8 protein-coding genes are annotated in these 14118 nt (G+C 44.0%); 4 read left to right on the top strand and 4 right to left on the bottom strand.

What is annotated here, in order from left to right; translation table 11 throughout:
• Positions 1 to 519: 519 nt before the first annotated feature.
• Entirely contained in the window at positions 520 to 3531 is a 3012-nt protein-coding gene (locus QUB30_RS24585; RefSeq protein ID WP_333338786.1) for an NACHT domain-containing protein, read from the bottom strand.
• Positions 3532 to 3701: 170 nt separating this feature from the next.
• Here QUB30_RS24585 and QUB30_RS24580 point away from each other — a divergent pair, with 170 nt between their 5' ends.
• Complete coding sequence (locus QUB30_RS24580) at positions 3702 to 4262, top strand: DUF2726 domain-containing protein (protein WP_333338782.1); 561 nt, start codon at positions 3702 to 3704, stop codon at positions 4260 to 4262.
• A 96-nt stretch (positions 4263 to 4358) separates the two neighbouring features.
• Here the strand turns inward: QUB30_RS24580 and guaA are convergent, their stop codons facing one another.
• Both guaA and cbiD read right to left on the bottom strand, forming a co-directional pair.
• Entirely contained in the window at positions 4359 to 5960 is a 1602-nt protein-coding gene (guaA, locus tag QUB30_RS24575) for a glutamine-hydrolyzing GMP synthase (protein WP_445300542.1), read from the bottom strand.
• A 347-nt stretch (positions 5961 to 6307) separates the two neighbouring features.
• On the bottom strand, positions 6308 to 7429 hold the full coding sequence (gene cbiD / locus QUB30_RS24570) for a cobalt-precorrin-5B (C(1))-methyltransferase CbiD (protein WP_333338776.1): 1122 nt from the start codon (positions 7427 to 7429) through the stop codon (positions 6308 to 6310).
• A 424-nt stretch (positions 7430 to 7853) separates the two neighbouring features.
• Here cbiD and QUB30_RS24565 point away from each other — a divergent pair, with 424 nt between their 5' ends.
• Entirely contained in the window at positions 7854 to 8282 is a 429-nt protein-coding gene (locus QUB30_RS24565) for a hypothetical protein (RefSeq protein ID WP_333338773.1), read from the top strand.
• Positions 8283 to 8591: 309 nt separating this feature from the next.
• On the opposite strand, the gene QUB30_RS24560 is transcribed toward QUB30_RS24565, so the two are convergent.
• Positions 8592 to 8774, bottom strand: a complete 183-nt coding sequence (locus QUB30_RS24560) for a hypothetical protein (protein WP_333338770.1) — start codon at positions 8772 to 8774, stop codon at positions 8592 to 8594.
• 325 nt (positions 8775 to 9099) lie between these two features.
• Here QUB30_RS24560 and QUB30_RS24555 point away from each other — a divergent pair, with 325 nt between their 5' ends.
• Together QUB30_RS24555 and QUB30_RS24550 are read left to right on the top strand one after the other, a co-directional pair.
• Positions 9100 to 10539: an MFS transporter gene (locus tag QUB30_RS24555; protein WP_333338767.1), complete on the top strand. Its 1440-nt coding sequence runs from the start codon at positions 9100 to 9102 to the stop codon at positions 10537 to 10539.
• Positions 10540 to 11298: 759 nt separating this feature from the next.
• A complete protein-coding gene (locus QUB30_RS24550; RefSeq protein ID WP_333338766.1) occupies positions 11299 to 14079 on the top strand; it encodes a phospholipase effector Tle1 domain-containing protein in 2781 nt (926 codons plus the stop codon).
• Positions 14080 to 14118 lie beyond the last annotated feature (39 nt).

Here is a 14118-nt window from a genome sequence, read left to right as displayed (position 1 = left end):
TTCCACAGAAAAGGGCAAGTTTTCCACAATAGATCGATCGGCTGTCGTCGATTTCTGTCTTTCTATTTGTATAAATTCCAAGTATTTTGAATTTCTGTAGCCATTTCCCCCCGCAAATGCCAAGGTAGCAAAATCTCCACTTGTGAACCGAGAGCTCGCAGCCATCTCAACGGGTAGTGCGGATGGAATTTTTACTTTATTTTATCTGGTGCTAGCCTATCTACTCTCGATCGTAGCGGAAATTCTCCTACTCTGTTTTAGCCGACGATTCTCTTAATTCAGAGAAAGATGAAGAAATGTTTCGATCGAGTTTGATTTAGGGGTGTGAGTGCGATGCGCCTGAGTTGGTGAAAAAGCGATAGCCTTCTCCTTAAATCAAAATTCAAGCCTCCAAAATCGATCGATGCAGCCATTTCACAACTGCATCAATGAGATTCGGATGGTTAGGAGAAATGCGTTTTACATTGTCGCAGTGCTAAGTATGATGTTGTGGGATGCTTCTAGATTTGTAGTGGATGGTTAACTGTGCCAAGCGCGATAAAATTCTGGATAACTCATATTTTGGGCGCAGTGCCACAGTATAGCATAGCAACTTTCGTAGCACTCTGGTTCTTCTTCTGGTAATTCATCATTAAAATGCTCTTTTATATTTGCTACCACCCTTGGAAATAAATCACTAGAAATCACCATCTTGAATCTCAAAACATCCATATCATCTAGCTCATAAATAGCTTGCTTTGATTTTAGAGCTTCAACCCATGCTTGAAGTGATTGTCTTATATTATTAGAACCTGAAATCAAACTTTCCTCTTCTCTAGCCAAAATCAATTGCTCGGCTCTATTATTGACTTTAATTGAGTTAATTCGCTTATTCATAAGATTTAAATTCATTTTTTCAAATGTCCAATCATATAACCTAAAAAAACGATGACGTTTACTACTTTGTAACAGGTGACGGTTTTGGCGTAACAAACAAGAAAATACTTCCCTTATTTCTAAGTCTTGAGGACGGGTTTCCCATAAACTTCTAGCGGCATACAAGCGATAACCTTCATCAGTGCCATTCAAAATAGAGTGTTTTAGAAAATCAACAGCTTCCCTATTACTAGGATCGATTTTTACTAAAGTTTGTGCAAGTTTTAACTTAACTTCTTCATTTTGATAAGCTTGTAATAAACAAACTAAAGTAGAAATAATATTAGAAGGAATTGAAAAATTTTCTAATTCTGAAAATTCTAAAATTACCTCTTCAACCAAGCTCTTATGCCTGAGTAAATCTAAGAGAGTGATTAACACGTGTGGATTGCCAGGGTCAATTTCCTCTAAACACTTAGCACCACTTATTCGTAAATGATCGTATAGAAAGGGAGAATCAGAAGAGTTTAGAATCAACTGATTTGGCCTGATACATTCGATCAAAGTTCTGATAATTTTTGGAATCAATATGCCAGATTCTGTTAATCCTGCACAAACTTCTTCAAACAGCATAACATCACCAAAATATCGATAATGATAAGCCTGGTTAATTAAAAAATTGACAGCCTTAATGTGATAAGGATTAATTCGGAGTATCATTCGAGCAGCAAGCACGCGAGTCACATCATCGTTATCATTTTTTAGTAGTTTAGTTAATCGATAGACTACTCTTATTGTATCGGTTTCTTGTAAGATTGCTCTAGCGGTTGCTTCAAGTATATCGAAACTTTCTAAACAGATTGAATCACAAAAACTCCACTCAAGCACTGTATCAATCATTTCATCAGCCAAGGAAAAGTATCGAAATTCAGAGAGACATGCGACGCCTATAAAATAGGCTTGAAAACTATAAAATTTCTCACATTTATCATCAAAATTAAGTAGATTTTTCAATAATTCTTCTTTGAGATTTGGCTGTATGCGGTCTTGTCCCAACCAAAGCAATATTACTTCTTTCCACTGCGGTTTAAAAATGCGATAAATACCTTCGTCTGGATTATGAGGAACATGATTCAGGAAATAGTGCCAATCATCGATCGCCAAGGAAGCAAAATATTCCTGGAATGTAGGATGAAAGAATGCGTAAACAGGTTCATCTGTTGCAGTTTCTCGATCTACTAAGTTCAGCCAACCGAGATCCCAGGCTAATTTAAACACCTTGTCGCCCATTTCTTGCTGAATTAAACTCAGCGGCAACCGAAATCTAGCATCCCTATCCAATCCTGCTATAGACAAACGACCGAGGGCTTGATGTAATTCTTCTCGCAAACCTGGTTGAGTCGCCCAATCAATAACCGTTTGGGATGGTTTCCACTCATAGAAATAGCGGACAAAGTGGTGATATAGTTCTGCTTTTGTTTCGGGCAATTCGGCTTGTTTATTCTTGTTGAATATTTGACAAATTAGAGATAAGCGAAGCGGATTTTTTACGAGGTTGCGGATGCATTTTTTTTGCGGTTGTTGCAGCTTTTTATGTAACTCCTGTCCCCGTTGAATATTTTTTGCTTCAGCAAACCACTGCTGAATAAAATCATCTACTTGCTCATGTTTAAACTCCTGAGTTTTGTAAGTATCAAAGCCTGTGAGGGGATTGTTGAGACGGGCATCCCAAACATTGGTTCGACAGGTCAATACAACCCGCACATTACCCAACCAATCAGTAAGCTGGTTTCTGATTTCCTCTAAGGACAAACAACTATTCGCCCCTACAGCCATTTCATCAACACCATCAAGTAACAGCCACACCCCACCGTGACGCAACCGTTTTTGTAGAGATGTTTTGTGAGACTTCTCTACATCAATATCAGGATAAACCAAAGCCATAGCTTCCGGTAACCATTCCTGAAGGAGATAGTCTTTCAGCATTTTTCCTTGCAAACTTGCCAGCGGAATGCAAATCGGCAAATCTTGATTATTTTCCTGAATGTGAGTGGCGATTTTATCTAACAGCGTTGTCTTTCCTGCTCCGGGTTCGCCGACGATAGCAATATGCTTATTTTTCCCAGTAGGGTTTTGTCCAATAACGTCAGTAATGAATTCATCATGCTCGTAAATTCGGCTAACGACTTCCGGTTCTAATTTATTTACCAATTCCATAGGCACATTCCCACTGCGACGTTGCTGCTGTTTTCGTTCGATTAAACCTAGCGGTACAAAAACATTGACTTCAAATCCCTGTTCAGTTGCCTTACGCCTAATTCGCTGTTCTTTTTGCTGCCGATCTAGCATGACTAAGCAAACTTCCCGCCAATCAATATTAGTTACGTCCATAGGTGTTTGTTTTTGTGTAGAAAGTCTTGATTTCGGAAGCCAATCTTCAATAAACTCAGCAGGTTGCAGTTCTAGAACCGTAGCAATTTTTTCTATGGCATCCCTTTGTACGTTTTTTGCCCAGTGCGGATTAAACAGCTTTCTAACCCGATCGTTACTATTGAGTCCTGCTGCTTCTGCAAGCGAGTCATAGGTATAACCCTTTTCTTGTCTCCTCGCATCCAAAATTGCTAACCCTTCTCTATTGGGCAAAAAACCTCTTTTTCTCTTGCTAGTTGCTGTCATTGGCTGCTGGAAGTCGTTGCGCTAGTCATCTTCTTTACTCTAGCAAACAGGAGGGATTATTCGAGAGTGCAGATAAGTGCAGTTAAGAATTTTGCTAACTGCACTTACTGTCTCTGGACTATACAAATTTATCTCGATAACCTTAAACTATCGAGTTCAACTTCAGATCGATGACTTGCACTTATAACTATTCAAGCGAGTTCAACTTCAACAGCGATGATGATTCGCGGCAAATCTTTCCCCGCTTCCAAAGCGGAGAAATCATCAACGAGTTAGAAACGATCGCTATCGATATTCTAGAGATGATTTTAGGCGATCGCTTCCGTTACTGTCCCCAAGTTCCCCTAGAAATCATCTGTTCCCGTCCAGAAACTTTCACCCGTCTTCCCATTGAACTTTGGAAATTTTGGGTGAGTTCCAGAGTCGATATCGCCTTGATGGAACGCGGCTATTGTGCTAGTCGCAAAGCCAAACTGGTGATAGAATGTCAATCTCATTGGCACGATCGCCCAGAGGTGCAGGTGCGCGATCGCAAAAAAGCCCGACTCCTTGCATCTGTTGGCGTTCCCTTAGTATACCTGCGACAAATTGATCTCGATCGACGCTTCTATCGTTTCTACACTCCCAATGGACAAAAAGAAGTCTTCTACAACTCAATTACCCAACAAGGACGGACTGAACTGGAAGCATTTTTGCAACACTATTCAACACAGTTGACAGTTGACAGTTGACTCTTAGACTATAATTTTTCTGTGTAAGTCCTGTAATTAACACAGGACTTACAGACGGCATCTATCCAAATCGAAAATCAATAATCGACAATGGTATTACTCCCACTCGATCGTTCCCGGCGGCTTAGAAGTAATATCGTAAACCACCCGGTTCACCCCCTTAACCTCATTCACAATCCGGTTCGAGATCAGTTCCAACAAATCGTAAGGAACCCGCGCCCAATCAGCCGTCATCCCGTCTTCACTCTTAATAAACCGCAGAACGATCGGGTAAGCATAAGTGCGCTGATCGCCCATCACCCCTACACTGCGAATCGGTAGCAAAACTGCAAAAGCTTGCCAAAGTTCGCCGTACAATCCGTGGCGGTTAATTTCTTGGCGAACAATGAAGTCAGCATCCCGCAAAATATTTAGTCTCTCTGCGGTAACTTCTCCTATAATCCGAATCGCCAATCCCGGGCCGGGGAAAGGCTGTCGGTTCACAATTTCTTCGGGAAGCCCGATCGACCTGCCGACTTTTCGCACTTCATCCTTAAACAGTTTTCGCAGCGGTTCGATCAGCTTAAATCGCAAATCTTTCGGCAAACCCCCCACGTTGTGGTGGCTTTTAATTTTAACAGCAACTCGCTCGCCGCTTTTCGGGTCTGCATTAGTGTCAGCAGACTCAATCACATCAGGATAAAGAGTACCTTGGGCGAGGTAGTCGAAGGGGCCCAGACGCTTCGATTCTTCTTCAAATACGTTGATAAATTCGTGACCGATCCGCTTGCGTTTTACTTCCGGATCGGTAATCCCTTCAAGTTGAGCTAAAAACCGTTCGCGAGCATTAACATATTCAACGTCAATGTGGAATTGCTCTTTAAATAATTTTACCAACCGTTCTGGTTCATACTTCCGCATAAACCCTTGGTCGATAAACATACAGGTAAGTTGGTCGCCGATCGCCTTGTGCAGCAAGAAAGCCAAAGTAGAAGAATCTACACCGCCCGATAGAGCCAGCAACACTCGTTTCTCTCCCACTTGCTCTCGAATTTCGCGAATCGATTGCTCTACAAAAGTAGCTGTCGTCCAAGTCGGTTCGCACTCGCAAATGTGGTAAACAAAATTGCGAATTAAAGCTATTCCCCCGATCGAGTGAACTACTTCTGGGTGGAACTGAACGCCGTACAAATTTTTCTCGTGGTGAGCAACAGCAGCAGACGGAGTATTGTCCGTGTGAGCGAGGATCTCAAAACCCGACGGCAGCTCGGAACAGGAGTCTCCGTGGCTCATCCACATCGTGCTGCCTTCTTCGACATTTGTCAGCAAATCCGTAGGATCGTCAATAAATAGCGATGCCTTGCCGTATTCGGCTAACTTAGCCCGCTCAACCGTTCCTCCGAGCTGCTTTACCATCAACTGCATCCCGTAACACACTCCCAACACCGGTATTCCCAAATTCCAAATTTCTGGGTCGCATTGGGGAGCTCTTTCATCGTATACAGAACTCGGGCCTCCTGACAGAATAATTCCTTTAGGATTGATAGCTTTTAACTGTTCTGCCGTAGTCCGGTAAGAAATAACTTCTGAATATACTTGAGTTTCGCGAATTCGACGAGCAATCAGTTCGGAATATTGCGAACCGAAGTCGAGAATCACGATGATCTGGCGCTCTATCTGCCCCAGAGAAGAGTTTGTTGGGACTGATTCAGTTTGTATTTGAGTAGTCACGGTTATTGCGTAGTTGCTAATTGCTGATTGGGCATAACGTAGCGGAGGTATTTGTCGCTGCTTCAGTACAAGACTGAGGAAGGCGAGCAAGCATTAGTCGCTAGGAATAAATCTTATTTATACTAGATTGCTGTCAGCGATGTTAGTCGATTAATAGAGTCGAGGGCAAGCATAGATTTACTTCGATCCTTACCCTAATTAATTGAACTATTGCGTCAAAAATTGCGTCCCGAAGCAACCTAGTATAATTAAGGTCTAGGGACAGAGAATTATTAATTGTTAAATATTATCCCTGACCGATGTTTTAAACATAATTCAGGGATATTCACACTAGATTAACAAATTTGGGTCAAAAATGTATCTCCTATGTCACTTTTAACAATAATTTTGCGATCGCGCCCGAACATCACCGATCCCACGGGGATGCGCAGATTAGTGTGAGTAAAAATGCAATCCGATGAGCGCAAGTCTATTTGTCGGGCGATGTCGCCGTAAATTCGATCGACCCAATTGCTCCCAGTTTGGGCGTCCAAACCCCGCAGTTGCCCGAGAGCCTCTTCGGCTGTCGCTGCGGCAAAAATTGCGGAACACGCATCCGCAGGCATCCCAGCTTTAGCACAGTAAGCTGTGAGAATTTCCCTGCGCCCGTCGGCGAGGTGGTGGTGAGTGTGAAAAATTCCCGCCGCCAATTTCATCAGTTTCCCGTGATAGCCAAACAGCAAAATCGATTGCACGCCCTGACATCCGGCTTCTACCAGCAGCGGGCCCAGCCAGTTAGCGGTTTTGACGAGCCTAGAGGGATTAATCCCCAGTTGTCGCGCCAAATCCAAGCCGTTTTCGCCGATGCAGAATACTAAAGTGTCAAACAGTTCGGCTTTTTGTTGCAGTTGTTCGCGGTAAACTTCCAACTGTCCCGGGGCGCTCAGGGGTTGAGAAATGCCAGTTGTACCCAGCAGCGAAAGTCCTTCTACCACGCCGAAAGCTTCGTTAGAAGTGCGGGCGGCTAGTTGGCGCCCTGACGGCAGAATTAGGGTGACAGTAATTTTTTCGGACGGTGCGAGTTCTCGGCTCAGATTCGATCGCACCAGCCGCATTGCGTAATCATAGATTGCCGCTCCTCCGCCTGCTTTGTGATGTCCAATTCCCTCGCCGCCAACAATCTGTATTTGTTCCCCCTCTTGCCCTCTCCCCAATTCCACCATTGCCCAAACGGGGGTATTCCGAGTCAGATCGAGATTGTCCCCCGGATCGGAGCGAGTCACGCCCAAAGCGGTACCAGTTTTGAGTACAGATGCCTGCTCGATCGGAATTTCTGCTGTTATTTGCGGTTCCAGTAAATTTACTGATACGCTATCTAGAGACTTAATACCATCACGCAAGCACCTCAAGGCTGCAAGTGCTGCCGCACAGGCAAATACTGGCAGTGTATACCCGGATAAAGGTTGAGTTTTTGTCACGATTAAAGTCAGAAATCCGTAAATTTGCCGGCGATCGACATCACGCCGTAGCAGTGATACCCCTCAAACATTTAAGCTTAATTTTAGGGTTTGCTATTATCAGCAGTTAGCGTAATTTTTGTCAAGTAATAATTTTGTCATAGCAGTTCCCGATCTCAGCCACACTTTTTTTGAGGTGCGATCGCCAACAACCCACTCCGAAGCCTTACGGGCACGTGCGGGGGATTTCCATAAACAACCCGGAATCTCGATCGGGAGTGCGTCCAGGACTGACGAACTTATTCCTCGAATTAGAGACAAATACTATAAGCAGGTTCAAAAAAAAGATGGTTATAGCTATCTTCCACAGACGTTGCACCCTTTTTCTTCCCATCTACCCCGTGCTGAGTACAGCTAGGGTGAGGGTCTCCCTGGGGGAAGAAATATGAATACCCCCACTACCCTCATCCAGTCAGTTGTTTCGGGTTCAACCGCTCAAATCGATCCCGAAACCACCGAATCCCACACAGTTGTTTTGCAACCCAAGGGCTGTCTCGGCGGCATCGCTGTGGTAGATTTCCAAATTAATTTGGAGCAAGCTTTGGAAAGGGCTGCCCTTGGAGTTGTCGTGGATATGCAGCAAGTGGATACTGTCGCCCCAGAGGGAATTGCCGCGCTCGCCCGAGGGCTGGAGTTAGCAGCTATACTCGGCAAGTCGATCGTCCTTCATTCTATAGATTTAGCTAGCCGTAAAGGTTTGAGAGCCGAGTGGAGGCGCTCGTGCGAAATTTGTTTTGGCCCTTGGGGCGACTTGTTAGATGGGGAATTTGAGCAATTTTTGGCAGGCGAAATGCTGCGATCGCTTCCTTGTTAAGCCCTCAAACCTACTTTTGTAGAATTAGCCAATTTATATCTCCCAAGCGGTTGATGTCCAGGCGATCGCTTGGCGTCTATATTGATAACAATTACCCGGAAGTGCCAGTCTAGCTTTCAACCTAACATCTTGAAGGCGCGGCTGGCTTTATCTTACCATGCTAACTCAGCAATTCCACCTATAAAGATTAACTTTTATCGGTCAAAACCTGTCTCCGAATACAAGCTCCTGATTTTAATCATCGTGGAGAAAAACAAACTTGTTGCCTGGATTTAAAGTCTCCTGATTTATAGTAGAAAGAAGAAGGCTTTAGCTATCGAGGAGAGAAGGAATAATATCGTTTCCGATGCGATCGGAATGATACCGAGGACACCGCGAGAGCAAGAGTGCCCCTACCCCGATTAATTGTAGGGAGACGGCATTGCCGTCTCGAAAGCTGTGGGTGATATTAATTCCGATGCTGCCGGAGTTGATATAAGCAATCGACCGCATGGGTTTGGGATATTAAGAAAGTCCTAAGCGTCTGGCGCAGTTGCTATATCAGTAAAGTAAGTCTTTTCCATGAAGGTTAGAAATCCGATTTCTAGGAAAAATACTGAGTTGAGCAACCATAAATAAGTAGATGAACGGGAAAATACATAAGTATGTCATTGCGAACAAAACTGAGCAATCGCTCTTGTTACGAGAGGTTTAGAGGCTGTTACACGGTCAATTTTATTGGTGTCTATCTACTTAGACGCAGAAACTCGGTTTCCAATCGAAGTCTAGGTAATTCCTAAGAAACTTCAGTCTTTCGCCATCTAAAATCTAAAATTTTATGACTATGGTTGAACCAGTCGCAGAGTTAAATCAACCTCTATCTTTCCAGACTCCAGAAATACTAGATAATAAAATATCTCAGCTCGTTCTACCTCCAAAAACAGCTCTCAAAATTTCTAAAAAAGACATTCGCTCGACTCTCAAAGCCTCAATTCTGGACGGCGTTTTTGCCAGTGTCTTCGAGTCGGCGACCGCCGGCGTGCTGCTGAGCAACTTCTTGCTGCAACTCGGTGCCAGCAGCGTGGAAATAGGTATATTCTCTGCTATTCCGATGGTGGTAAATCTCCTGCAACCATTAGGAGCCTACATTGCAGACCGCACAACCAGTCGCTACTGCTACAACCTAGGGATATTCGGCGTGTCTCGGCTGCTGTGGCTGGTGCTGGCAGTGGCAATTGTTTGGGGTTCCCAGCACGCAGACTCCCACCAACTGCTGCTGTGGACGCTGGCAACCGTCGTAGCAGCTAGCGTGTTAGGAGCTTTTGCCAGTGCTAACTGGTTTAGTTGGCTCGCCGCCGTGGTTCCTCACCGTTTGCGGGGACGCTATTTTGGCTTTCGCAACAGTGCTACGAGCTTGATTAGTTTGCTGGGAGTGCCGCTCATGGGATTGTCCGTGTCAACTTGGGGCGCAGATCCAATTTTGGGCTACGGTGTTGTTTTATTGGTGGGTTTTGTGGCGGGAATGATTAGTTTGGGGTGTCAATTCTTCATGGTTGATGTGAATCCGCAGGTATACAAAAAAGATGCACAGAGCGATCGACTTACAGAGAAAAAAGAAAAGCAAATAACAGATTTTGTGCCTTCTGTGTTCAAAAATTCTAATTTTTTAATGTTTATCCTTTACTTCAGTGTGTGGACATTTGCAGTTAATCTCTGCGCGCCTTTTTTTAATATCTACCTGCTCAAAGAATTAAGCTTGGATGTGAGTTTGGTAACGATTTACACCAGCTTGAGTTCCGGGGCAAATCTAATGCTGCTGATGTTTTGGGGCAAGTTGGCCGATCGCTTGGGAAATCGCCCCCTGCTAATTGCGGTGGGGCTGGTGGTGGCGGTAACGCCTTTGCTGTGGTTGGGTACGGGCAATTACCCGTTTGCGGTTTGGGTGTGGCTGCCGCTGCTGCACTTGCTGGGGGGAACGACTTTAGGGGCGATCGGCTTGTGTACTAACAATATTCAAATGGAGATCGCGTCGATCGAGCAACCCTCGACTTATTTTGCGATCGCCGCAGCAGTTTCGGGATTAGCTGGGGCTTTGGGAACTACTGCCGGCGGGTTTGTTGCCGAACTTCCCGGCATGAGTTTGGGAGCACTCTTTGCCCTCTCGGCTGCTGTGCGGTTGGTAGGCTTGCTGCCTTTGATTTTGGTGCGAGAACCCCGCAGCCAGTCGCTGCGGTCGATCGTCCCTACTTTTGGACGTTTCAAATTTAACCGGAGCTAGCAAATTTTCCCACAAATTTACCGATCGAGAAACCAGAAAAGCCCACAGATTGTTAAAAACTTCAAGCACATCGCAGAAAATCTGAGAGTAGCTGCAACAAATTTTAATCCAAAACATAGTCCAAACCTGCTATGTGTTCGGCCAATACGTCACCCTTATCTTGCAGCTAACTGACAAATCGATAAGATCTAGCTGTTTTAAAAGCTGACAAGGCAGAGCGTAAATCTGTTTAAAGGTTTGTTAGGAATGAGAATTAAATAACTTCCACTCTTGAAAGTGGGATGGGCGTCCCGCCCGTCTTTTTTGGACGGGCGGGACGCCCATCCCACAATAACAGTTAAAATTGTAAGTTATTTAATTCGCGATCCTTAGCTAGGGCGTCGGATCGATACTCCTCTTAGGAGAATCGATCATTTTCCCAGAACCAAACCTACTATTTCACGCTCTGAATTTTTTACGTTTTAGGTAAATCGAGGACTTTCCCAGAACCCAACCTACTATTTCACGCTCTGTTTTTTTCAGTTACGAAATATAAATAAAATTAACATTTTAATACAGCCAACTAGACTAGATGGTGTTTTGAGACTACTATCCTGAGAATCGAAAAAGCTAAAGATTGCCAGCAAAATATCGATTTCCAGCAATCAATGATCGGCGATCGCTGTCAGGCGATAGAAATACTGGAATTGACAATCTCAAGTAACCGATTACCAAAGACAGCTCGCTCTCAAATTTCAGATTCAAAGAGAGAATATAAAAATGACGAAACCAGGGAAACGTCTGATCGTTTGCTGTGATGGAACTTGGAACAAACTAGATACTACTTGCCCAACTAATGTGGTTAAGCTTGCCCAGGCCGTGAAACGGACAGCCAGTGACGGGGTTCCGCAGATCGTGTTTTATGACGAGGGAATTGGAGTAGACAGTAACAAGATTGTGGGCGGAGTCACTGGGCTGGGAATCGATAAAAATATACAAGATGCCTATCGTTTTCTTTCTTTCAACTACGATCGCGGTGACGAAATCTATCTATTCGGGTTCAGTCGCGGTGCTTACACAGTCAGGAGTCTAGCGGGGATGATCTATTGCTCCGGTCTCCTATCCCGCCGTAACATTACCATGGCATCAAAAGCTTACGAGCTTTACCGTAAGCCAAATATTAAACCACAGGCTCAGGAAGCAAAGGATTTCCGCAAAAATTACGGCAAAGATAACGGCGATCGCGTCCCGATTACCTTGCTTGGTTGTTTCGACACCGTTGGAGCCCTTGGTATTCCTGTTCTACCCGCCTTGAAGAAGTTTGAGCCACAGCTCAAAACAAAGTACAAATTCCACGACACCACTTTAAATAAGGATATTGAGAATGCGTTGCACGCCGTTGCGATCGACGAAATTCGCGAAATCTTTGATGTTACCCTGATGAAGAAAAATGAGGATGCCCCGAAGCAGAAGCTTCGTCAAGTTTGGTTTCCAGGCGAACATGGCTGTATCGGCGGTGGTACGGAAAAATACCGCGGGTTATCAGATACTGTCTTGAAGTGGATGTTGGATCAAATCAGTGACCTTGAATTGAAGCTTGAATTCGAGCCAGATGCCATTAAGGATATCCAGCCTAATTATAAGATTCCATTTCAAAACAATCCTGGGTTCTTCAAATTGGCAGGAATCAAGTTGCGCCAGGTGGGGGAGACCATTGAGGATCTTCATGAAAGTGCGATCGAGCGTTTTCAAAGCGCAGACCTCTCGTACCGCCCCGATAATCTAGTACCGCTTTTATTATCTAATAAACACTTAAAACCAATTGAAGAGGATAGAGAAGACTCGATCAAGATCCCGGAATTGAGCCGTGGCAATCAATCAAATCTACAAGAACCAAAACGAGAAACAATTATGCCTTCAAAAAGAGACACATCAAGAGACGGGCAGAAAAACAAAATCGAGACTTTGCTTTTAACTAACTTCAAGCCGCTTTGGAACTTGATTCAAAGCAACGAGGGGCTTAGCAAAAAAGTCAACAAAACTCTGATTAACAATGCCGTCTTAAAAATTCCAACTCGCCCCTATGCGTTTAGTACCATGTCTCCCTACACCTCTTGGGAGTCATTAAACGATCGCTCTTATTCGGGACTTCATCTACCGCCTACTGATTGGAAGCCATTAACGGATAAAAACTACGTAGGGGTTAATTTAAGCCCCACAGAGAATTTTGAAAAGAATCTCCCGCCTATTAAGGATTTGGAGGTCTTGTACCGCAAAAAAGAAGGGAAGACGAAATATTCTGCCAAATCCTCTCTTATGTTCCCCTATTTCGTGCAATGGTTTACCGACAGTTTCCTGCGAACCGATCGACTGGATCAGCGCCGAAATAGTTCCAACCACCACATAGATATGTGTAACGTCTATGGGTTGAACGCAAATATTACTCGCCTGCTGAGGTCTTATCAAGGAGGCAAGCTAAAAAGCCAAATTCTCAATGGCGAAGAATATCCTCCTTTTTACTATGATGAGAACGGACAGCCTAAGGAAGAATTCAAAGGAATTCCCCATCAAATAGTCGGTGAATACGACGAAAAAAAATCAGATAAGATACCCCCGGAAAAGAAACAAAAATTATTTGCAATGGGGATAGAGTTAGAGCGTGTCAATGTCCAAGTTGGCTATGTAATGCTCAACGTTCTTAGCTTAAGAGAACATAATCGCGTGTGCGACCTCTTGGCAAAGAATTATCCAACTTGGGATGATGAACGCCTTTTCCAAACCGCCAGAAATATCGTGATGGCGGAGTTTCTTAAAATTGTGCTTGAGGATTATATCAACCACCTTACTCCCTATCACTTCCAATTCTTCACCGATCCCCCAGCGTTTATTGATGAAAAATGGTATCGCAACAATTGGATGATGGTAGAATTTACTTTAGTTTATCGTTGGCATAGTATGCTGCCCGATAAGCTAATTCATAACGGGAAGGAAATGTCGGTGCCAGAGTCGATGTGGAATAATGATATGATCATTAACAAGGGTTTGGGAGCTATATTTGAAGAAAGTTGTTCCCAACCAGCAGCGCAATTGGGTTTATTCAATACGCCTGAGTTCCTAATTCCAACCGAGACAGCGAGCATTCGTGCAGGTCGTGCAGCCAAATTAAGAACATACAACGATTACCGCGAACTGTGTAAGTATCCACGGGTGACAGATTTCAATCAAATTAGTGGCGATGAAGATGTCCAAAAAGAATTGAAAAGATTGTACGGTCACGTAGACAACATTGAGTTGTATGTTGGACTCTACGCAGAAGATTTGCGGCCAAATTCAGCCTTACCTCCTTTAGTCGGACGACTGATAGGAATTGATGCCTTTTCTGAAGCTTTCACCAATCCTCTATTAGCCGAAAATGTCTTCAATCCAGAAACTTTTTCACCAGTAGGTTGGAAAGAGATTGAGAATACCAAGACCCTCTCTCAGGTGCTGAACCGTAATGTTCCTGGCGGTAAAGAGTACAAAGTTTCTTTTTATAATGAGGGTTGGAAACCATCTAAATGAGCTGACAGAACACGAGGATAGTGGGGTTACAAATTGTAA

This window comes from Microcoleus sp. BROC3, assembly GCF_036702515.1.
Taxonomy (GTDB): domain Bacteria; phylum Cyanobacteriota; class Cyanobacteriia; order Cyanobacteriales; family Microcoleaceae; genus Microcoleus.
Note: the sequence above shows the minus strand (reverse complement) of the source record. Positions and strands in the feature narration are given on the sequence as shown.

Bases quoted from the DNA above. Each gene is read 5' to 3' on its own strand.
- QUB30_RS24555 (WP_333338767.1), top strand. From the start codon at position 9,100: ATGACTATGGTTGAACCAGTCGCAGAGTTAAATCAACCTCTATCTTTC.
- QUB30_RS24565 (WP_333338773.1), top strand. From the start codon at position 7,854: ATGAATACCCCCACTACCCTCATCCAGTCAGTTGTTTCGGGTTCAACC.
- QUB30_RS24550 (WP_333338766.1), top strand. From the start codon at position 11,299: ATGACGAAACCAGGGAAACGTCTGATCGTTTGCTGTGATGGAACTTGG.
- QUB30_RS24580 (WP_333338782.1), top strand. From the start codon at position 3,702: ATGACTTGCACTTATAACTATTCAAGCGAGTTCAACTTCAACAGCGAT.
- QUB30_RS24585 (WP_333338786.1), bottom strand. From the start codon at position 3,531: ATGACAGCAACTAGCAAGAGAAAAAGAGGTTTTTTGCCCAATAGAGAA.
- QUB30_RS24560 (WP_333338770.1), bottom strand. From the start codon at position 8,774: ATGCGGTCGATTGCTTATATCAACTCCGGCAGCATCGGAATTAATATC.